The following is a 19,632-nucleotide window of genomic DNA, read 5'->3' on the forward strand; positions in this document are numbered from 1 at the left end:
CCGCGGCGTCACCTACCGTCCGAACGGCGCGACCACCCGCTCGCTGGTGATGCGCAGCAAGTCCGGCACCGTGCGCAACGTGGAGGCCCGTCACCAGACCGCCAAGCTGCGCGAGTTCGCCCGCATCGACCTCTGAGACGGCCGAACACTCAGACGGCGACGGCGACGTCCGTCAGCCGTCCGTCGAGCATGTGAAGCAGACCGTCCGCGTTGCCCTCGAGCGTCGCGAGATCGTGGGTCACCAGCAGCGCGGCGAGTCCGCGCTCGCGGGCCAGCTGGCAGATCAGCTCGACGATCGCGGTACCGCGTGCGTGGTCGAGCGCCGACGTCGGTTCGTCGATCAGGAGCACGCGGCGCGGTCCCATCAGCGCGCGGGCGATGTTGACCCGCTGACGCATGCCGCCGGACAGCTGCCGCGGCAGTTTGTCGTGGTGGCCGGCCAGACCGACGTCGGCCAGCAGATCGAGCGCCTCACCCCGATGCCGTGCGGGCCGCTCGCCCCGCAGGTGCGCGGTCAGCAGCAACTGCTCGAGAGCGGTGAGGTCGGGCAGGAGGTTGTCGCGCTGAAAGACGAAGCCGATCTGCTCGCGGCGGATCCTGGCACGGTCCTGCTCCGACAGTCCGCCCACCTCGGTGCCGTCGATGGCCACCGTCCCCGAATCGGGCCGGATCAGCGTGCCCGCCACGGCCAGGGCGCTGGACTTGCCGCATCCGGACGGTCCGGTCAGCGCGATCACCTCCCCCGGTGCGACAGTCAGGGACACCTCGGCGAGCGCCTGGACACGGCGATCGTCGCCGTCCGGGTACGTGAGGTCGACGGCGGACATCTGCAGGCTCATCGGGATTCCTATCGGTTGAGAGCGGTCAGCGGATCGACGGTCGTCAGCGGACGCAGGGCCAGCGCTCCGCCGAGCATGCCGAGCAGGGCCATCGCCGCGGCGGGAAGTAACACCCCGACGACGCTGAGCTGGATCGGCACGGTCCCCGACACCGCCCACGCGATGATCACCCCGGTGATCGTTCCCGCGGTCAGTCCGGCGCCGAGCACCACCGCCGCCTGGCCGAGGCCGTCGCGCAGCAGGTATCCCCGGCCGGCGCCCATGGCCCGCACCACGGCGAGCTCCGGGAGGCGGCGTCCGGTCCACACGGCGAAGAAGGCACTCACGACCACGGCGGAGATCAATAGCAGCAGACCCTGGATCAGCAGGAGCGAGCTGTGTTCCGAGGAGTACCCCGGGATCAGGTCCAGCCGAGCGGAGCCGACTGCCGTCGTGACCCCGGCGACCCCCTCGACGTCGCGAGTGAGGACCATCGCGGTCACCTCGTCGCGGTGCGCCACTTGACGCCACAACTCCAGGGGCACCTCCGCGACGGGCGAGTGCGCGAACTCCAGCGTCGGGGAGACTTCGGCGACCCGGGTCGCGACGCCGCCGACCGTCACCTCGTCGCCGACACCCAGACCGAGCGCGCTCGCGGCCTCCGGCCCGATCCGCACGCCGGAGGCGGCCGCCGGATCAGCGCCGTCGCGGCCGAACACCGCGACCGCCGAACTCGTCCCGCCGCGCGCCACGCCGGACATCACGATGCCCAGGGGGCGTGCGCCGGGGTCGACGGCGCGGATCGCCGCGACGGCGTCGGCATCGAGTCTGCTGTCGACCAGGTTCGCTGCGGCCCCGCCCGCGTCGGTCTGCACCGCCAGACCGGTACCGGGCAACGCCTGAATCGCCGAGGTGGACTCCTGCTGCAAGCCGCCGGTGAGCGCGGAGAGCACCACCACCATGAACGACATCAGCGCGATCACGCCCGTCATCAACCCGAATCTTCCCGCCGCGCGGCGGATCTCTCGCCATCCGATGAACACCTCTCCAGCGTGGCCGCTCGCCTCGCTCCGCGGCGACACCGTCGGCGTCGGGGCCGTGATCGGGCCGGTGATCGGCATCGCGACCGCGATCGCGGTGACCGAGGCCGTCCACCGGATCGTCGACGCCGCCGCCGAATCGCGCGGCGCTCTCCCGGGAGCTTGCTCTGCTCGCCGAGCGCGAACGGCTGGGCACGCAGATCCACGACGGGGCGGGCCAGGCCCTCGCCGGGATCGTCATGCTGCTGCAGTCGGCCGCCGATCCGTCGACCGCCCCGGCGCAACGACACGCCCAGACGGCCACCGCTCTGGAGATGGCGTCGGCCGCGCTGACCCAGACTCGCATGTTCCTGCGCGGCCTGGACGGCGGCGAAGTGCCCGACGGGCCGTTGACCGTCGGACTGCAGTCCGCGGTCGCGAAGGCTGCACGCCTGGGCCTGCCGACCGAATTGCACGTCCACGGTGCCCTGGACGGGCTGGACGACGAGGCCGGAGCGCTGCTGCTGCGAGCGGCACAAGAAGCGCTCGCCAACGCCGTCCGGCACGCCGGCGCCACCCGCGCGGTGGTGACCCTCACCGCACTCGGTGACGAGGCCCACCTCGACGTCGTCGACGACGGCGTCGGGTTCTCCCCGGCCCGGGCCGACGGCGGCACCGGATTCGGGCTCCGCGCCCTGGCCACCCGGGCAGAGCGGTGCCGCGGAGCGCTGACCGTGGACTCCGAGCCCGGCGACGGCACCACGATCCACGTGTGCGTACCCTTGAGCGATCCCGCGCTGCCCACCGAAGCGCCGCCGCCACAAGGAGGTTCGGCGTGATCCGAATCATGCTGGTGGACGATCATCCGATCGTCCGCGCCGGACTCCGCGCCGTCCTGGAGCCGGTGGACGACTTCGAGGTCGTCGCCGAAGCATCCGACGCCGGGGAAGCGACCGCGTTCGCGACCGGGCAGCACATCGACGTGGTGCTGATGGATCTGCGCCTGCACGGCGCCGAGCCGGGCGGTCGGGACGGAGTAGCCGCCACCGCCGACCTCCGCGCTCTGGACCCGGCGCCTCAGGTGCTGATCCTCACCACGTACGCCTCCGACGCCGACGTCGTCCGGGCGACCGAGGCCGGCGCCATCGGCTACCTGCTCAAGGACACCGCGCCGGACGTCCTGATCTCCGGAATTCGCAGCGCAGCCGCCGGCCAGACCGTCCTCAGCCCGCCCATCGCCGCCCGGCTGCTGGACCGCATGACCTCACCGGCCCAGGCGCTGACCGCCCGCGAGCTGGACGTGGTGGAGCAGCTCGCGGTCGGCGGATCCAACCGCGAGATCGCCAAGCGCCTCTTCATCTCCGAAGCCACGGTGAAGTCACATCTGGTGCACATCTTCGACAAGCTCGGCGTCACCAGTCGCACCAGAGTGGTGGCGGTCGCGCGCGAACGCGGACTCATCTCATAGCGGCGGCGTGGACGTCATCGACGGGTGGCCGAGACAAGTCACCACCCGGACTCGGCCGCTTCGACCTCTCCGTCGCCGATCGCGGCCACGAGATCCGAATGATCGAGCGAGGTCTGGCGAGCATACGCCTTGGCGAAGTTCACGATTCCTTCACCGAACGCGTCACCTGAGCCGATGTAGGCGGCGATCGCCGACGGCTCACCGCTTCGCGCGTGCGACTTGGCCAATGCGCTACCGCAAGTTGCTGCGAACTCGGCAAGGTAGGGCGCGACCTGTGAACCCTCGGGAATGATCTTCATGTCGCGGAACTGCCGCACGTAGTAGTCATGTTCATCGACACGGACGAATCCGAGAAACACATCGCTGGCCGACTGCATCAATCGTTGGCCGACGACCACACGCTCACCGTGATTCGCGAACTCGCTGGTACCGAGGACCTCTTCGTACACCGAAGCAGTCGCCTGCTTGAGCTGGAAGAACACCGGTACATCGCTGTCCCCGACCATGAGGTGAAGGTAGACCCGCATCCCCACGCTTCCGACTCCCACAACCTGCTGGACGGTGTCGTGACGTGTGAACCGGCCCGCGAGACGGCGCAGGTGCGGTGGGGCGGACGCCAGATAGGTCTCGAATATCTGATCGTATACGCTCGCCGCCTCGATTTCGGACAACGCCAGCGGGCGACGCTTGACGTCGTCGAGTAAGATTCGGCGATTCCCGGCGTCGTCGGTGACGATCAGTTTGCGCGCGGCACCGACCTGTGACCGCTTCTTCGATTGGGCCGCGATCGTCCGCCGGGTCTCGGTGGCGAACGCGGAACTGAGACTGCGGGTCAGTGAATCCGCGTCAATCCGGTCGTACCAGATGTCGAGCTCGCTCATCCCCGCATACCTGTGCATCGCCTCGGCGTAGGCGCCGACCGCAGCGGCAGCCGCCTTCTCGGCGGTCTTCTTCCGAATGCCTTCCGTCTGAGCGAGGACGAAGACCGACGTCGCCAACCGCTTCACATCCCACTCGAACGGCCCGGGCTCGTCTCATCGAAGTCCCGGGCGTCGAAGAGCAACTGCCGCTCGGGCGACGCCCACAGACCGAAGTTGAGGATGTGCGCATCGCCGCACATCTGAACGGTCAGACCGGAATGCGGTGAGGACGCCAAGTCCGGCCATCACCGCTGCCGCGCCACGCAGGTACGCCCACGGGGAGGAGGCCATCCGCGCATACCGCAACGGCAACAAGCCCGCATCGCGGACGGATTCCTGGGCGCGCAGGCGATCCAGAGCCGTCACCGACCGGACCGATGCATCCCAGTCGCCCGCTGCTCTGCGCGGTGCCCGGCGCCTGGCCTGACGGCCGAACTCGGCGTCGACACCGGTCGCCTCATACGCGCGTGTGCGCACCCGAACCTCCGGGGGAACACTGGCTCCCGTAGTCAACGAATCAGACATGCGAATCCTCCTGGACGAGTTCGTGCACCCCGTCATTCTGTACCTCTTCGGCGGCATCCTCCACCTCATCGGCGACAACGCTCTTGGTGATCCCGAGGGCGGCCGACGACTCGGGCACCGCCAGGTAGTCGACGTGGCGCCAGAACGCCGCAGAACCCGGTGTGAGGGCGACTGCGGCCGCCGCTGCTTCGCCGGGCAGAGTAGACACGCGCGGGCGTCCATACCGGATTCCACGCATCACGAGGGAGGCCGCTTGCCCCGGGCTGATCGTTGACATCGAACGGTAGGCACCGGTCGGTTCGATCATCGGAGTGCGAGTCAGCGGCATCTTCACCGAAGTCACCGTGATACCCCGACCGGCCACCTCGCCGGCCAAGACGTCACCGAATGCGTCGAGTGCGGCTTTGCTCGCCGCGTAGGCACCGAACCGCGGCCCCAGCGCCTGTGTCGCGATGCTCGAGACGTTGACGATCCGGCCGCGGCCACGCTCGATCATCTTCGGCAGCACGGCCAACGTGCAGGCAACGGCCCCGTAGTAGTTCACGTCCATCGTGCGATGGTAGTCGTGCATCCGCTCGACCGAATTGACCGTGGAGCGACGGATGGACCGGCCCGCGTTGTTGACGAGAACGTCGATCGGTCCGATCGTCGCCTCCACCTCGTCGATCATCGCCCGGACGGCAGCCTCATCGGTCACGTCACAGGTTCGAACGTGGACGTCGCCCGACCGCGACAGCGTTTCGCGGGCTTCGGCAAGGTCTTCCGCGCTGCGGGCGACGATGACCACCCGGGCCCCCGCCCCGAGACAACGACGCGCGGTCGCGTAGCCGATCCCCGAACTGCCGCCGGTGATGACGACGATCCGCCCGACGAGGTCGAGCTTTCGGAGCCGGAGGGTCGAGGCCGCGTTATGTCGGGCGAAACGCCGAAGATCCCGGCGAGCCTCCCACACCCGGTCCATCGCGCCCCGCACGCCGCTACTCACTCGCCGCTCGCTGCTCATCGGACGCCTCCCTTGCCTGCCGCTGACTCTCCGTGGGTCACCGACTCACCTCGGTCCGGTGACCTGACCCATCGCAGGACGGCTGCCACCACATGGTCGGCGAGGTGAGCCAAGTAGACGAGCCCCCCGATCAACCCGGCCAGTCGAGTCCGCCGGCCTGCGAGAGCCGCGCCAATGGCGGCCTCCGACAGTCCGTTCACGCGAACCCAGGCCTTCGTGTTCTCAGGGAAAACCGGAGCCGAGATTCGGGCGAACAGCCCGGTGAACGCCAGGTGTGCCAGCCCCGTCGCCGCGAGACCAAGCCCGATCACCCGGAAGAACACGTCAACGACGCTCACGCGCCGGACCGCCCGGAGAATTCCTCTTCGCATCGCTGCCCCTTGTGTCGAGAGATGTTCTTAAGAACAGTACCGCATACCAATTCTATCTATTACTCTCCGTACCACAGTTCGACCATGCCACCGTGCCCCCACCGCGGCACAGCCAAGGAAGGCCCCCATGAACCCGGTGATCATCGTCTCCGTCGTCGCCGCACTCGTCGTACTCGGAGTGATCGCACTCGTCACGCTCGCTGTCCTCGCCGGAGGCAGGACGGGGCCGCGACGCTTCGCGCTCGCACCACCCGCCGATCCGACAGAGTTCCTCACATCCGCCCCGTGGGGTGCGACGGTGTCGATAGACCTCCCCGATACGCCGTCCCAGGTGTGGCAACAGGTTCTCGACGGACCGACCATCGGCGCGAGCCCCGTCCTCTCGGGTCCGGTGACGGAGGGCAACGACCGTGTGTACCGCGGACTGGTCGCGTTCACATCGCAGGTCGTCGAACAGAACGCGCAGCACGGCCTGATCGCCACCGGCTCGGGTATCTCGATACCGCTGGCGATCGAGTCCTTCGCCGAGCGGTGGTCGGTGGCCCAGAGCGGAACCGGCAGCACGCTGACCTACACGGTCGCTGTCGCCCCCGGTTCATCGGCTTCCTGCCACTCCGGTGGACTGCCGTGTTCGCGAAACCCTTCATCAAGTTCGGCGGGCGCCGCGCGTTCTGATCCTGTGAGTACCTAGTACCATTTCGAGAATGGCTACCGCGACGAGTCCCGCTGACCCGAAGGAGGCACCGAAGCGCCCGGACGCTCGAACAACGCGCTGGGCCGCGCACCGCCAGCAGGTGAGAGCCGACTTCGTCAGCGCCGCGATCCGTACCTTCGACACCATCGGGCCGAAGGCCACCCTCGACGACATCTGCGCGGAGGTCGGGGTGAAAAAGCCGAAGCTGTACCGCTTCTTCGACGACAAGAACGATCTGTACCGGGCGATTCTGGAGACGATGACGACCGATATCTGGGACCGGCTCTCGGCCCAGATCAATCTCGCAGAGGACTCCGCGCGCCAGCTGACCAGCCACATCGTCGGCGAATTCGCGGACATCGTCTCCGAGCACCCCAACGTCTTCCACTTCCTGGCCAGCGGCCAGTACGGGTCCGTGACCGGCGACACCGATCACCCCCTCCGAATGGCGCGCGGCTCGGCCGAGCGCGCCGCCGGCCTTGCCCAAGAAGTGCTGTCCGATGCGATTGGGGACGCCGCCCACGTCCAGATGACCGTCTACACCCTCTTCGGTATGGTCGGATCAGCCACCGACCTGTGGATACGGACCGATCAGCCGGCAAACGACGCGCTCTCGCGTGACGACTTCGTGGCGATACTCACACGGTCGATCATCGGCGTGATCCAGGCGAACCTAGACCCGGCGATCTCCTTCGATCCCGATCAACCGCTGCACCTCGCGTTCAGCGGCATCGACGACTGACCGCCTCGCACCTGGACCCTTCCGCGCTCGGCCTCGGTGCGCGGCCGGAGCCGCGTCACCGTTGATGGACTCCGGCACTCCGCCGCCTGCCCTCGGCGATGAATGCCCGAGTCACCGCACTGGTGAAGTCCTGCTGATATTTGTGGAAACTCAGTTCCACGAGCTTCGGGAGCCGGATCTTCAATTCCACCGTCGCCTCCAGGGTGAGCAACGTGCCGGCCGCGATCGGCAGGAGGTCGATCGCCGCATTCGATGCCCGCAGCACTTTGCTGGCACGCAACATCGTTCGGCATCCGGTATCAGTCCAGACGTATTCCGTGAGGCTCGTGTCGCCGATCCCGGCGGCCGAGGTCTTCAGTCTGACCAGCCGCGGAGCTCCGCTCGAAGTACGCTCCAGCACCGTTGTCGTCGCCGACACGCGTGGCCGCCGCGGGAGGTAGGGCCGTATCCACCCGTCCATGGACTCGACGTCCTGGAGGATTCTCAACGTGGTCTCCAGCGGCGCCGGAACCACCACCTTGTGCTTCTCGTGCAGCATCGACTTCTCCACTCCTGATCTGGTCAGCCGGAACGGCCGCACCTCACATCGACGAGTACTTGTCCACGAGCCAGGAGTCGCCATCGCGCACGACGACCACCTTCAGCACGTTCGGAACCTGAGCCTCCTCGGGCTGCTGCAGGTTCTTCGTCTTCTGGATCGCCGTCACCGCTAACTCGTACCGGTCGTCGGCCGACGACAGCACCGACGTCGCGATGATGTCACCGGACGCGACAACCTGTGCGGTCACCATCAGTGTCTGCAGATCACCGCGAGCCTTCTGGTACTCGTCCTGTAGCGACTTCGTCGCCCCCCGGTTGACTCCGTCGAAGAACGCGTCGACGTCGCGGTAGTCATACGTCAGCGACCGTTCCGTGTACTCGCGAGCCACCTCGGTGGCTGCCGCCAGGCTCGACTGATCCGCCTGGACGCGATCCAGTTCACCCTGCACCGACTGCCACTTGTAACCGAAGACGCCAGTGAGCGCGGCGAGCGCGATGAGTGCCCCGACAGCGGCGGCGACGACGGCGCGCCCGCGTCGCGAGGGGTGAGGCGCCTTGTTCTCGCCGGACCCCGAAATACGCTCGACGGACCCCGAAGTCCTCCCCGCCCGCTTCCGGACCGGAGTGGCATCGACCGGTTCGACATCGGCGATTCCGTCCAATTCGACGGTCTCCTCCACGATGTCCGGCCGCGACACGTCCGTATTCATATCCTTCTCGCTCACGATCTCCTGCTTCCTGCCGGCTACTTCGGAGGCAGTACGACTGCCACCCGCATCGAATTGCCCGGAAAGACGCCGAGCATGGCGTTCATCAGCTGGCCGATGTCGGCACGCAGCGGCCGCAGATTCCGGGTGTACGGCTTCAGCATGCTGGCGATGAGACTGAAATCCGGACAGAGCTGCAAACAGTACTCGTCGAGTTTGTCGATCAGCGGGCTGAAAGGGTCGTTCCACACCTTCTCCCCGACCCCTCCGTAGCGCTGGAACTGCTGCACGAGCGTCAGCACGTCCGGGATGGCGCCCGCGACGTCGTCTGCCGCCGACGCCACCGAAGGCCCGTAGCCGTCGAATCTGTCGCCGAGGTCCTGCAGATTCGAATACAGCTGACGAATCTGAACGCGCTTGTCGACCAGCATCGTCGCGAACCGGTTCGTCGCGTCGATCAGCTTGGAGAAGTCGCCACGGCGGCCGTCGAGGCTCTGTTGCATGGTCTGGACCAGCTTCGTGATCTGCGCGGGATCGAGCGCACTGGTCAGGGCATCCAGTCCGGCGAGACTGACTGCGACCGTGGAACTGACCCGCACGTTCTGCCGCGGTATCCGTGCGTCGTCAGTGAGGAACGGACCCACGATCCGATCCGCGGAGAAATCGATGAACTGCTCACCCGCCGCGGAGAGGTTCGCGATACGCATGTTCGCGTTCACCGGGATCTCGACACCCTCGTTCAGCGCCAGTCGCACGTTCAGGCCGCCGGGTACCTGCTGCACCGACGCGACTTTGCCGACCTGGATGCCGCGGAGGGTCACCTGCGACGTCGACATGAGGCCACCGGATTCGGGCACCTCGACGCTCACGATGATCTTCTCTTCGGTGGGATTGATCTTGAGTACGACGATGCTCATATACGCGGTTCCCACGGCCGTGATCAGCGCAAGCAGGAACAAGGTCACGGGTGCAGGCAGCTTGATCATCGGATCATCCCGATTCCGCGCAGCAGGCCGATCAACGCGTCCGCGCGCTGAGCCGGGGTGCCCTGGGCCGGGGTTCCGCCCCGGATCGACACATTCAGGGGGGAACCGAGGAACGGGATCAGCCTGTCCCGCATCAGGGCGTTGACGTCTTTGACGTTCGCGACTAGCGAGCGGTCCGCGTCGGCGATGGCCAGCCCGGCAGGAGTCAGGATCCCGATCAGCTTGTGCAGGTCCGGCGTCAGCGGGACCAGCATCGGCTCGATCGGCTTGGTGAAGTGCGCCAGGCTCATCATCAGGTCGATGACGCCGTACAGCACATCCTTGAGCCCGGCTACCCGCGGCGGTCCCTGCTGCAACATGAAGTCGACACGCCCGGCGTTGTCGCCGAACGTCTTCGAGATCGATCCCGCCGAGTCGAGAAGGCTGGAGATCTCGTCGGTGCTCGCGGCCAGCTCACTCAGATTGCGTTTTCCTGCCTCGCTCAGCGATGCGATCTCCTTCGGCCCGGGCATGACCTCGTTGACCTCGTTGATGAGGCTCGCGATGTCTTGCGCCGGTGCCCCCGCGACGAACATCGCCATCGCGCGCAGCATGTCCTCGATGTTGTCGGGCGGTTCGGTCTGGGAGATCGGAATGCGGCCGCCCGCCTGCAGCACGTCCGAGTTAGGGTCGTCCGGCAATGACAGCTCGACGAACAAGTCGCCCATCAACGACGACTGCTTCACCTTGGCCACTGTTCTCGTAGACAGCACGACATCGCTGCGAATGTCGACCTCGGCCACCGCGTACCGATCCTCGATGTCGACCGCGTCGACCTTGCCGACTTCGACGCCCTCCAAATAGACCTTCGCCTTGTCCGGCAGATTCAGCGCCGTCCGGAAGACGATCTCGATCCGGTACTGCTCGCCCGACATCGCGGTGCCCGGCAGCGGCAGGTCCGTCGCCCGGATCGAGCAACCCGAAAAGACGGCGACAATCGCCAGGAGCACCGCCGCGAGTCTGGCCACGCGCATCATCGCCCGCCTCCCTGAGCTGCGACCAGCAGATCGGCCATGTTCAAGTGCACCTTCCGCCCGCCGGACGAGACCTCGAACCGTGGTGACTTGTAGGTGAACAGCAGCGCATGGAGGATCGGATCCACGAGGCCCGGCACCTTGCCGATCGCGACCGGAAGGTACGCGAAGAACTCGCCGATGTCGTCGACCCGCTTGAGGAGCTCATGCGTGAAAGGAACCAGCGCGTCGGCCAGCCCGTACAGTTGCTGGTCGTACTTGCCGATGTTGCGCACGATCACCGGCAGGAAGTCGTTCGCGTACTCCACGGCTCTACCGAGGCCGTTGGTCGATCCCTGGATGAGCTTCGACACCGACGACAGCCGGCTGAGGGCTTTCTCGAAATCCGGCCAGTTGGTGATGAACATGTTGGTCAGTTCGGCCGTCGAGTCGATCATGCGCCGCGCGGTCGCATCCTTGGCCGCCGGATCGCCGATGATCTTCGAGACGGCCGCCAGCGTGAGGTTCGCTTGGTTGCCGCTACCGTCGATCAGTCGATTCATGTTCTCGACGAATGCCGCGAGCTGCCGCTTGCCCTCCTCTGCCTCGGCGCCGGAATCACCACCGAGAGCTTCAGCAGCCGTGCGGTTGATTCCGTCGAGAACGTCACTGATGCCTTTGGGGGTCCGCGTCTTGGTAATGCATGCATCGAGGTCGAACTTCGGCCCGCTGACAAACGGCCTGGTGAATTCGACCCGACGGTCCGTCACGATCGAACTGGCGACCGTCACGGCTCCCACGTCCGCCGGCAGGTCCAGTCCACTGTCCACCTTCATGGTCACGCGGACACCGCGTTCACGTTGCTCGATCTTGCTGATCGAACCGACCGGGATACCCAGCATCGCGACATTGTTGCCCTCGTACAGGCCGATCGCGTCGGGAAAATCGGCACACACCGTCTTGGTGCCGAACGGCAGACCGAGCGAACCCGGACTCGGCAGATTGATCGGGATCTGAGACGCGCTGCCGCTGACGGTCGCGGTCACCGCGAGCGCACACGCCGCGACTGCCATCTTGCGTGCTGTTCTCATTCAGCAATCACTTCCCGGGAGCGGGATGCACAATCCCGTGTCTCGTACTACCGACTTCGACTGATCGATCTCGATTCCGCTGTCGCCCAGCATCATTCCCAGCGAGCCGATCACCTCGCGGAGTCCCGCGATGGCGTCGTCGATCTTGGAGATATCAGCGACGAGAGCCCGGAAGATCTCCTCCGACGCGGATATCGAAGGCTCGATTCCGCCGTCCCACGCCATCAGTGGGCGGTGCACGACCGCGGCCAGCCGCTTCAGCGACTGGAAGGTGGTAATGATGTCGGTCCGGCGGTCGGCAAGTTTGACGGCGATGCCCCCGAGGTGCCGCACGAAGCCCGCCAGTAGTTGCTTATCCTGGGCGATCGCTCCGAGGTACTCGTCACCGACCCCCATTCCGCGCTCCAACTGGTCGGTGTGATTCGCGATGACACTGAGCAGATCTGTTCCCTGCGTCATCAACTCGCGGATCGCATCGGGCCGCCCGTCGATCGCCCTATTGACCTCGCGGATCGTCTCACGCACCGTGTTTCCGTTCAGGCCACCGGCGATCGGCTCGATGGATTCGAGAACGTCGGACAGTTCGAACGGGGTCTTGGTCCGCTCCTTGGGAATCGGCACCCCAGCCAGATCACCGTCGCCTTTCGGCGTGACCGCGAGATAGTGTCCACCTACGGGAGTCAGCAACTTGACCTCCACCTCAGTGAGCTCGCCCAGACGCTGGCCGTCGTCGACGGTGAAGGTCACGACGACTTTGTCGCCATCCAGGGCGACCGTCCCGACGCTCCCGACGTTCACTCCGGCGATCCGCACTTCGTCACCACCGCTGATCGAACCCGAATACTGCAAGTGTGCGGTGTACGTAGTTCTCCCGAACGGTACGACGTAGATGACGCCGGCCATCAGCAGGCCGATCCCCGCGAACACCATGCCGACGATTCCCCAGCTCAGGTCCGGACCACGGGTCAAGTTGACGTTCGCGAACGGATCTCTCACTTGCACACCACCAGTCGTTGATTCGCCAGGACAACGGAGCCGATGCCCGGAAGGCCGCTCCGTCCCTTGCTGCACGTGTAGTTCACCGGCGTCGTCGTCCCCTTGATCCCGTTGTTCATACCCGTGATCAAGGACGGCAACAGCCGGAGTGCCGTCTGGATCTCCTTCGCAAGCGGAGTCAGCCGGAACAGGAAGTCGTGCAACGGCCCATAGGTGTCGTCGTAGGCAGCCTGCAACTGATCGAGGAGGTCCGCGCCGCGCTTGACCACCTTGTTCGCGGTGACCGCACTGGAGTGGATTTGGTCGGCGCGCGTGTCGAGATCGCCGGCTATGAAGTCGAGCTCGCGCACGAAGTCACCGATCTGCTGCGACTTGCCGACGATGGACTTCGACACGTTGTCGAGGTTGCGGAGGATCACCAACACGAGCTTCTGCCGGTCATTCGCCATCGAGGCGAGCTTTCGCACGTCGTCGAGGAGCCCGCCGAATCCGGATCCGTCGCCCTGGATCACATTGAGCATGTTCTGCCCGAACCTGTTGAGAGCATCGGGCTCGATGGTGTCGAAGAGCGGTGCGAACCCGTTGAACAACTGCGAGACGTCGAAGCTCGGGATGGTGTTCTGCTCACTGATCGTGGTGCCCGCCGGGAGTACCGGTCCGTCCCGCTCGGCCCGGATCAGCTCCAGGTAGCGCTGTCCGACCAGATTCTGGTAGCGCACCGCGATCTTGGTGTTGTCGTAGATCGAATGATCTTCCTGCACGGAGAACCGCACTCGGGCCACGGCGCCGGCCAGCTCGATGGATTCGACCTTGCCGACCTGCACACCGGACATGCGCACGTCGTTGCCCTCGTACAGGCCCGACACGTCCGAGACCATCGCGGTGAACTCGTTCTTCACTCCCGGCACCGGCGTGCGAATCGAGTTGACGATCAGCACCATGCACGCGACGACGATGCCGCTGAAGACGAGCACTTTCAGTGCCGCGGCCCGTGTTCCCGCCGTCTTCATCGGCTTCCTCTCGTCGCGAGTGGTCCGACCACCTGCGGGAAGCTCGCCGCCACGAGTTCGAGCTGGAGCTGCGGACTCCCGGCCACCTGTGGGAAGGCCCGCCTGACGTTGGCGATCAGCTCGGGCAGCCGGTTGTAGGTCGGCGCAATCGTTCCGATCGACAGGCCGATCGGAATCACCAGGTCCATGAAGGTGTCGAGTATCTTCACCAGGTCCGGTGAATGATCGGCCAGCGCGTCTCCGCCCTTGCGAAGGAGAACGTCGTTGAGTCCGTCGACCGCGGTGTTGACGCGATCCCGATTCTTCTGTTCACCGAAGTACTCGGCCTGGTGCAGGAGGTCCACCACCCCGCCGACGACGAGCGGTGCAAGCTTGGACACTCCGGCACCCATCTCGTCGGCGACCTTCAAATACTTCTTGATCGAGCCCTTCTGCCCGTCGCGCAACAGCTTCGCGGTCTCCAGGAAGGCGCCCAGCGTGTTCCCTACACCCCGGCCCTCCCTCGCGAGAAACTGCAGAAGGTCGAGCAAGTCCTCATCGCTCAGGGCGCCGGCGATACGACTCACCCTCGAAAAGGCATCCGTCACGGTGATCTGCGTCGTGTCCGCACCGATGGTGAGCGTTGCTCCCTCCTTCAGCGCAGCACCGCCGCCGATGTTGATGAGCTCGATGCCCGTCGCCCCGAACATGTTCGACGACGCGAAACACGCACGAACCCGGTCGGTCAGCTGGCCCACCTGATGACGCTCGAGATCGGCGGTGATCCGTTGCCGGCCGTACCCGACGGTGTCTATCCGCGAGACACGGCCGATCGCGTAGCCGTTGAGCTTCACATCGGCGCCCACGACGAGACCGCTGCCGATTCGTTCGGCGTTGATCGTGACCCTGAACCGGTCCTCGAACGCGCCGCGCGCGAGCATCGTGAGCCCGGCGCCGACGAGCACCATGACGATGATCGTGAGGACAGCGCGCACGCGGAGCGTCGCGGTGCTCGCCTCGCGGGGAGAGCCTTGTCGTGTAGTCATCGCCTCACCCCGAAATCCTCACGCCGACGTCGAGGCCCCAGAAAATCAGGGTCATCAGCATGTCGGCGAGCACGACGAGGACGAGGCTGGCACGAATGGCCTGTCCGGAGGCGCGACCGACGCCCTCCGGCCCGCCGCTCGCATAGAAGCCCTGATAGCTGTGTGCGTAGGTCACGATAACCACGAACACCGAGACCTTGATAATTGAATAGATCACGTCACTCGGCTGCAGAAACGACTCGAAGTAGTGGTAGTACGTGCCCGACGACTGGCCGTGGATCACGTTGACCACCACCGCGCACGACAGGTAGCTGAGGATCAGCGTCGTCAGGTACAGCGGAATCGTCGTGATCAACGCTGCGAGGACGCGCGTGGTGACGACGAACGGGATCGGCTTGACCGCCATCGCCTCGAGCGCGTCGATCTCCTCCGATATCCGCATGGCGCCCACCTCCGCCGTGATGCGGCACCCGGCCTGGATCGCGAATCCGATCGCGGCCACCATCGGCGCCATCTCACGGGTGTTGGCATACGCCGACACGAATCCGGTGAGGGGCCCCATCCCGACCATGTTGAGTGCGCTGTAGCCCTCGATGCCGATGGAGCCGCCGACGGCGATGCCGAGCAGTACGAGCACCGACATCGTCCCGCCGCCCACCACGATCCGGCCGCTGCCGAACGTGATGTCGGTGAGGACGTTCGTCATCTCGCGGCGGTAGTGCCGCAGGGTGTACGGAATGGACCCGAGCATCTGGAACAGGAAGGTGACCTGACGGCCCACGGCGTCGATCACCTCCGCGGTACCGTCCGTCAGGCGTGTGACCAGGCGCACGGGGGCGCGCTGGGCGAAGGTGGTCTCCCTGAACGTCGTCATCGCGTCACCCGATCTTCGCCGGCAGGAACATGGCGACGATCTGCGTGATGATCACGTTCAGCACGAACGCCGCAATCACTCCGATCACGACCGCGGCGTTGACCGCCGAGGCGACGCCGCGCGGACCGCTGGTCGCCTCGATGCCGCGCTGGCACGCCACGATCACGATGACCACACCGAAGATGACCGACTTTCCGATCGCGATCATCAGGTCGGACACCGTGGCGAACGCAGCGAACGACGCCATGTAGCTTCCCGGAACGCCGTCCTGGAACGAGACCGTGATCACGTATCCGACACCGATACCCATGAAGATGATCAGGATGCACAGCATCGGTGCCAGCAGGAGCATCGCCAGCAGGCGTGGAGCGACGATGTTGCGAGCCGGATCGATGCCCATCGTGCGCATCGCGTCGAACTCCTCGCGAATGGTGCGAGCGCCGAGATCCGCGGCGATCGCCGATCCCGCGGCACCGCCCAGCAGCAGGGCGGACACCATCGGCGAGCCCTGCCTGATCACACCCAGTCCACCTGCGGCTCCAGCCATCGAGCTGGCGCCGACCTGCTGGCTGAGGCTGCCGACTTGGACCGAGACGATCACACCGAACGGGATCGAGACGAGGATCGCGGGCAAGGCCGTGACGCGGATGATGAAGAGCATCTGGCGCAGGCACTCACTGAGAGGAAAGCGCCCTGTCAGCAGGTCGCCGACCATGTACGTCGCCGACTCGACGAACAGCTTCAGGGCTCGACCCGTCGTGCGCGTCGAGGACGTGACCGTGTCGCGCCCGTAGAGCCACAGCCGGTGCAACCGGCCCGGCGACGCTACCGGCGGCTTCGCCGGGAACTTCGATGACGGTTCGACGGCCGTCTCGTCCGTGGTCGGCCCGCTCACCGGTCCCCCGCCATCTCGTCACCGGCCCGGCCGCTCGCCGCGCCCACGGTTCGGGAACCCGCCATACCGACGACCTCCAGTGCGACACCGCCGATGACCATCGCGAGATCCACCGGACATTCCGTGGGCAGCATGTGTCCCGCTCCGGGTATCAGCACATGGCGTGAGCCGAGTAGTTCGGCGGCGGTGCGCCGGATCTGCTGATTGCTGACCACCCGGTCGGAGCCGCCGACGACGACCGCAGCGGGCTTGCCCGCGTACGCTTCGAGCGCCGGCGAGAGATCGACATCGAGAAGATCTCTGAGCAGTGACGACAAGGCCGGCGGATGCGAGTGCGCGGCCTGCATGATCGTCGTGTCGACCGGGCGGCGGTCCACGTCGCGTCCGTACAGGCCCCGCACCGCGCGGCGAATTACCGGTGCCGGTTTCGACGGGATTCCGCCTCTCCGAAGCAGTTCGGTGTTCATTCGGCTCAGCGTCCTGAAACCGCGCCACTGCCGTTCTTCAGGAACCAGCGGCTCCGCGGAGGTCGAGACCAGCACCACCCCGCCCACGCGGTCATCGACGAGGTCCCGGTGCGCGAGCCCCAGCGACAGCACCGCCGATCCGCCCATGCCGTGCCCGACCAGAACGAGCGGACCGTCGGGCACGAGGCGCTCGATCACCGCGGCGAGGTCGTCACCGAGTGAGGTCAGAGTGCCGTCGACCGGATCCGACGCACCGTGGCCGCGGCAGTCGTACGCGATCACCCGCAGCCGCGGACTCACCCTTTCGAGCTGGATGGTCACCTCGTCCCACACCGACGAACTCATCGCCCACGAGTGCAGGAGGATCACCGTGGCGACCGGCGCCGAGGGACCTGAGTCCACTACGGACACCCGGACGACTCCTGACACATTCACCTCGTAGTGACGTTCGACTGCCACGCAACCCTCTTCCCAACCGCAAGTAACCACTACTATAAGTACCGACTACTAGTAATTCGTCAGTTTCTGCGAATTGTTCCGGGGGCCCACCGGCGAGCGCGGTTCCGTCAGGTCACTGATCGAAGACCACGCGGATCTCATCACTGACCGGCACGGCCTGACAGGCCAGGGTCAGGCCGGCAGCCAGATCGGCATCGACGAGAGTGTCGTTGGCCAGCATGCGGACATCGCCGGACACGACGGTGCACGCGCAGGCACTGCAGGCACCCTCTCGACACGAGTACGGGGCGTCGATGCCCTTGCTGAGCAGCACGTCGAGCAGACGGGCCTCGCGCGGCCATGCCAACTCGTGGGCCGCGCCGCCGACCTCGACCTGCACCGAGGCCGAATCTGCACCCTCGTCGAACTCGGGAATAACGATGTCGGCGAACGGATCTCCGGACAATGACTGGTAGATCTCGGTGTGCAGGTGCGTCGAGTCCATGCCGGCCGAGGTCATGCCGCCACGCGCGACCTCCATGAAGCCCTGAGGACCACAGAGATAGGCGTCGAACTTCCGGTACGGGACCAGACGCTCGGCGAGATCGTCGACGGTCGGGACACCGTCGGTGTCGTCGTAGCGGTACTCCACGGTAAACCGGTCGGGGAACTCGATCATCATGTCTTCGAGTTCGGCGGCGAAGATCGTGTCCGACACAGTGCGGTTCGCATAGTAGAAGTACACGGCCCCACTTCCACCGATCAGCGCAGACTTGGCGATCGACAGCAGCGGGGTGGCGCCGCTACCGGCGCCGAGCAGCAGGATGTCCTGGTGAAGCGAACGCGGGATGAACTTGCCTGATGGGGACAGCACCGTCAACCGGTCCCCCCGCTTGACGTTGTCGCACAACCAATTCGAAGCGTATCCGCCATCGATCCGCTTCACTGTGATGATCAGCTGCTCGTCTAGATGCGGCGACGACGACAGCGAGTAGCAGCGAGCGACGTGCCCGTCTCCACGAGGAATCTGGACAGTCAGAAATTGACCCGGCTGATACCTGAAGCGACTTACCAGACGATCCGGCACAGCGAGGACGATCGAGACGGCCGAAGAAGTCTCCACGATCACCTCGAGAACCTCCAGGACCTGGACGTGAGTGTTCGCGGCCCGCGTGACCACACCCACCTCCGAACTCACAGCGAGATCCCCAGCTTCTCTCCGACCTTCAGACCCATCCGCTGAAGCGGTGCACCGATGTCCTGGTAGCGGGGCCCGACGATACGCGGAATCAGGTCGAATCCACGGGCATCCGGCCCGATCAGGACGCGCGGTTTGTTCCGCCGAACCCCGTGGAGAATGATGCGCGCGGCCGAATCCGGTCGGGTCATCGCGACCAGCTGGAATCCCTTGCTCATGAGCTCCGGATCACCCGCTCGGTCCATTCCGCGCGCATTCGCCACGATGTTCGTCTTGATACCGCCCGGATGCACACAAGTCACACCGACCGGGTGCTTGGCGATACGCATCTCCTGGCGCAGCGACTCAGTGAACCCACGGACCGCGAACTTGGCAGAGTTGTACGCGCTCTGCATCGGAATACCCATCAGGCCGAATACCGAGGAGACGTTCACCACGTGGGCGTCACCGGACTCGATCAAGTGGGGAAGGAATGCCTTCGTCCCGTACGCGACACCCCAGAAATCGATGTTCATCAGCCATTCGAAATCTTCCCACGACATATCGAGCACGTCGGCGCCGAGCGCGACGCCCGCGTTGTTGAACACGAGATTGACGCGGCCGTACACGTCGAGCACGTCCTGCGCGTGGGCGTAGATCTGGTCGCGGTCGGCCACGTCGAGACGGACGGCGGTAGCCCTGGCACCGATCCGCTGACACAGTTCTGCAGTCTCGGCCACCGCCGGTTCGTCGATGTCCGACAGCGCGAGGTGCGAGCCGGCGGCGGCCAGCCGAAGCGCCAGACTACGGCCGATACCGGAGCCGGCGCCGGTGATCACGGCGACCTTGTCGTTAAAGTCCTTCATGGGTTTCA

22 protein-coding genes and 2 pseudogenes are annotated in these 19,632 nt (G+C 65.9%); 5 read left to right on the plus strand and 19 right to left on the minus strand.

Annotation, left to right across the window (positions count from 1 at the left end):
• Positions 1-136 (plus strand): annotated as a pseudogene (glpX, locus tag GOHSU_RS16795) (fructose-bisphosphatase class II); the annotation flags it as partial.
• 13 nt (positions 137-149) lie between these two features.
• Here glpX and GOHSU_RS11285 read toward each other — a convergent pair.
• Both GOHSU_RS11285 and GOHSU_RS11290 read right to left on the minus strand, forming a co-directional pair.
• Positions 150-839 carry an ABC transporter ATP-binding protein gene (locus GOHSU_RS11285; protein WP_005941494.1) on the minus strand — a complete coding sequence of 230 codons (690 nt, stop codon included), beginning with the start codon at positions 837-839 and terminating at the stop codon, positions 150-152.
• A gap of 8 nt (positions 840-847) precedes the next feature.
• Positions 848-1,810 carry an FtsX-like permease family protein gene (locus tag GOHSU_RS11290; protein ID WP_245551722.1) on the minus strand — a complete coding sequence of 321 codons (963 nt, stop codon included), beginning with the start codon at positions 1,808-1,810 and terminating at the stop codon, positions 848-850.
• A gap of 236 nt (positions 1,811-2,046) precedes the next feature.
• Here GOHSU_RS11290 and GOHSU_RS11295 point away from each other — a divergent pair, with 236 nt between their 5' ends.
• Together GOHSU_RS11295 and GOHSU_RS11300 are read left to right on the plus strand one after the other, a co-directional pair.
• A complete protein-coding gene (locus GOHSU_RS11295; RefSeq protein ID WP_281169729.1) occupies positions 2,047-2,676 on the plus strand; it encodes a sensor histidine kinase in 630 nt (209 codons plus the stop codon).
• On the plus strand, positions 2,673-3,305 hold the full coding sequence (locus GOHSU_RS11300) for a response regulator (protein ID WP_005941502.1): 633 nt from the start codon (positions 2,673-2,675) through the stop codon (positions 3,303-3,305). Before GOHSU_RS11295 ends, GOHSU_RS11300 begins: the two co-directional genes overlap by 4 nt.
• 38 nt (positions 3,306-3,343) lie before the next feature.
• On the opposite strand, the pseudogene GOHSU_RS11305 reads toward GOHSU_RS11300, so the two are convergent.
• From GOHSU_RS11305 to GOHSU_RS17435, 4 genes and pseudogenes are all read right to left on the minus strand, one after another.
• A pseudogene (locus tag GOHSU_RS11305) lies at positions 3,344-4,425 on the minus strand (DUF2252 family protein).
• Positions 4,340-4,819, minus strand: a complete 480-nt coding sequence (locus tag GOHSU_RS17400; protein ID WP_369403322.1) for a DUF2252 family protein — start codon at positions 4,817-4,819, stop codon at positions 4,340-4,342. Before GOHSU_RS17400 ends, GOHSU_RS11305 begins: the two are co-directional and overlap by 86 nt.
• Entirely contained in the window at positions 4,743-5,753 is a 1,011-nt protein-coding gene (locus GOHSU_RS11310) for an SDR family NAD(P)-dependent oxidoreductase (RefSeq protein WP_005941512.1), read from the minus strand. The genes GOHSU_RS17400 and GOHSU_RS11310 overlap by 77 nt, the downstream gene beginning before the upstream one ends.
• Positions 5,750-6,124 (minus strand): DoxX-related protein, encoded by a 375-nt coding sequence (locus tag GOHSU_RS17435; RefSeq protein WP_005941515.1) that lies wholly within the window; start codon positions 6,122-6,124, stop codon positions 5,750-5,752. The genes GOHSU_RS11310 and GOHSU_RS17435 overlap by 4 nt, the downstream gene beginning before the upstream one ends.
• Before the next feature lie 127 nt (positions 6,125-6,251).
• Between GOHSU_RS17435 and GOHSU_RS11320 the strand changes: the two genes are divergently transcribed.
• Both GOHSU_RS11320 and GOHSU_RS11325 read left to right on the plus strand, forming a co-directional pair.
• The gene (locus tag GOHSU_RS11320) at positions 6,252-6,815 is read left to right on the plus strand and encodes an SRPBCC family protein (protein ID WP_005941518.1); all 564 of its coding nucleotides are present in this window, start codon (positions 6,252-6,254) and stop codon (positions 6,813-6,815) included.
• A gap of 13 nt (positions 6,816-6,828) precedes the next feature.
• The gene (locus GOHSU_RS11325) at positions 6,829-7,560 is read left to right on the plus strand and encodes a TetR/AcrR family transcriptional regulator (protein ID WP_005941522.1); all 732 of its coding nucleotides are present in this window, start codon (positions 6,829-6,831) and stop codon (positions 7,558-7,560) included.
• A 55-nt stretch (positions 7,561-7,615) separates the two neighbouring features.
• Here GOHSU_RS11325 and GOHSU_RS11330 read toward each other — a convergent pair whose 3' ends face one another.
• The 13 genes from GOHSU_RS11330 to GOHSU_RS11390 all read right to left on the minus strand — a co-directional run bounded on the left by GOHSU_RS11330 (position 7,616) and on the right by GOHSU_RS11390 (position 19,624).
• Positions 7,616-8,110, minus strand: coding sequence for an SRPBCC family protein (locus GOHSU_RS11330; protein ID WP_245551723.1), 495 nt, complete (start codon positions 8,108-8,110; stop codon positions 7,616-7,618).
• 31 nt (positions 8,111-8,141) lie between these two features.
• Positions 8,142-8,825 carry a hypothetical protein gene (locus tag GOHSU_RS16335; protein ID WP_005941528.1) on the minus strand — a complete coding sequence of 228 codons (684 nt, stop codon included), beginning with the start codon at positions 8,823-8,825 and terminating at the stop codon, positions 8,142-8,144.
• A 20-nt stretch (positions 8,826-8,845) separates the two neighbouring features.
• Positions 8,846-9,676, minus strand: a complete 831-nt coding sequence (locus GOHSU_RS11340) for an MlaD family protein (protein ID WP_245551724.1) — start codon at positions 9,674-9,676, stop codon at positions 8,846-8,848.
• A 113-nt stretch (positions 9,677-9,789) separates the two neighbouring features.
• Positions 9,790-10,782, minus strand: a complete 993-nt coding sequence (locus tag GOHSU_RS11345) for an MlaD family protein (protein WP_245551725.1) — start codon at positions 10,780-10,782, stop codon at positions 9,790-9,792.
• Between the two features lie 23 nt (positions 10,783-10,805).
• Positions 10,806-11,831, minus strand: coding sequence for an MlaD family protein (locus GOHSU_RS11350; RefSeq protein WP_245551726.1), 1,026 nt, complete (start codon positions 11,829-11,831; stop codon positions 10,806-10,808).
• Positions 11,832-11,876: 45 nt separating this feature from the next.
• On the minus strand, positions 11,877-12,872 hold the full coding sequence (locus tag GOHSU_RS11355; protein WP_005941538.1) for an MlaD family protein: 996 nt from the start codon (positions 12,870-12,872) through the stop codon (positions 11,877-11,879).
• On the minus strand, positions 12,869-13,882 hold the full coding sequence (locus GOHSU_RS11360; RefSeq protein ID WP_005941540.1) for an MlaD family protein: 1,014 nt from the start codon (positions 13,880-13,882) through the stop codon (positions 12,869-12,871). Before GOHSU_RS11360 ends, GOHSU_RS11355 begins: the two co-directional genes overlap by 4 nt.
• Positions 13,879-14,856 carry an MlaD family protein gene (locus tag GOHSU_RS11365; protein ID WP_245551727.1) on the minus strand — a complete coding sequence of 326 codons (978 nt, stop codon included), beginning with the start codon at positions 14,854-14,856 and terminating at the stop codon, positions 13,879-13,881. Before GOHSU_RS11365 ends, GOHSU_RS11360 begins: the two co-directional genes overlap by 4 nt.
• Positions 14,857-14,911: 55 nt before the next feature.
• On the minus strand, positions 14,912-15,781 hold the full coding sequence (locus GOHSU_RS11370; protein WP_005941545.1) for an MlaE family ABC transporter permease: 870 nt from the start codon (positions 15,779-15,781) through the stop codon (positions 14,912-14,914).
• Positions 15,782-15,785: 4 nt separating this feature from the next.
• Complete coding sequence (locus tag GOHSU_RS11375; protein WP_005941547.1) at positions 15,786-16,592, minus strand: ABC transporter permease; 807 nt, start codon at positions 16,590-16,592, stop codon at positions 15,786-15,788.
• Between the two features lie 80 nt (positions 16,593-16,672).
• Positions 16,673-17,632, minus strand: a complete 960-nt coding sequence (locus tag GOHSU_RS11380) for an alpha/beta fold hydrolase (RefSeq protein WP_345917314.1) — start codon at positions 17,630-17,632, stop codon at positions 16,673-16,675.
• Positions 17,633-17,714: 82 nt separating this feature from the next.
• Positions 17,715-18,779, minus strand: coding sequence for a ferredoxin--NADP reductase (locus GOHSU_RS11385; RefSeq protein ID WP_005941553.1), 1,065 nt, complete (start codon positions 18,777-18,779; stop codon positions 17,715-17,717).
• A complete protein-coding gene (locus GOHSU_RS11390) occupies positions 18,776-19,624 on the minus strand; it encodes an SDR family NAD(P)-dependent oxidoreductase (RefSeq protein WP_005941556.1) in 849 nt (282 codons plus the stop codon). Before GOHSU_RS11390 ends, GOHSU_RS11385 begins: the two co-directional genes overlap by 4 nt.
• Positions 19,625-19,632 lie beyond the last annotated feature (8 nt).

This window comes from Gordonia hirsuta DSM 44140 = NBRC 16056 (assembly GCF_000333015.1).
In the GTDB taxonomy this organism is placed as follows: Bacteria; Actinomycetota; Actinomycetes; order Mycobacteriales; family Mycobacteriaceae; genus Gordonia; species Gordonia hirsuta.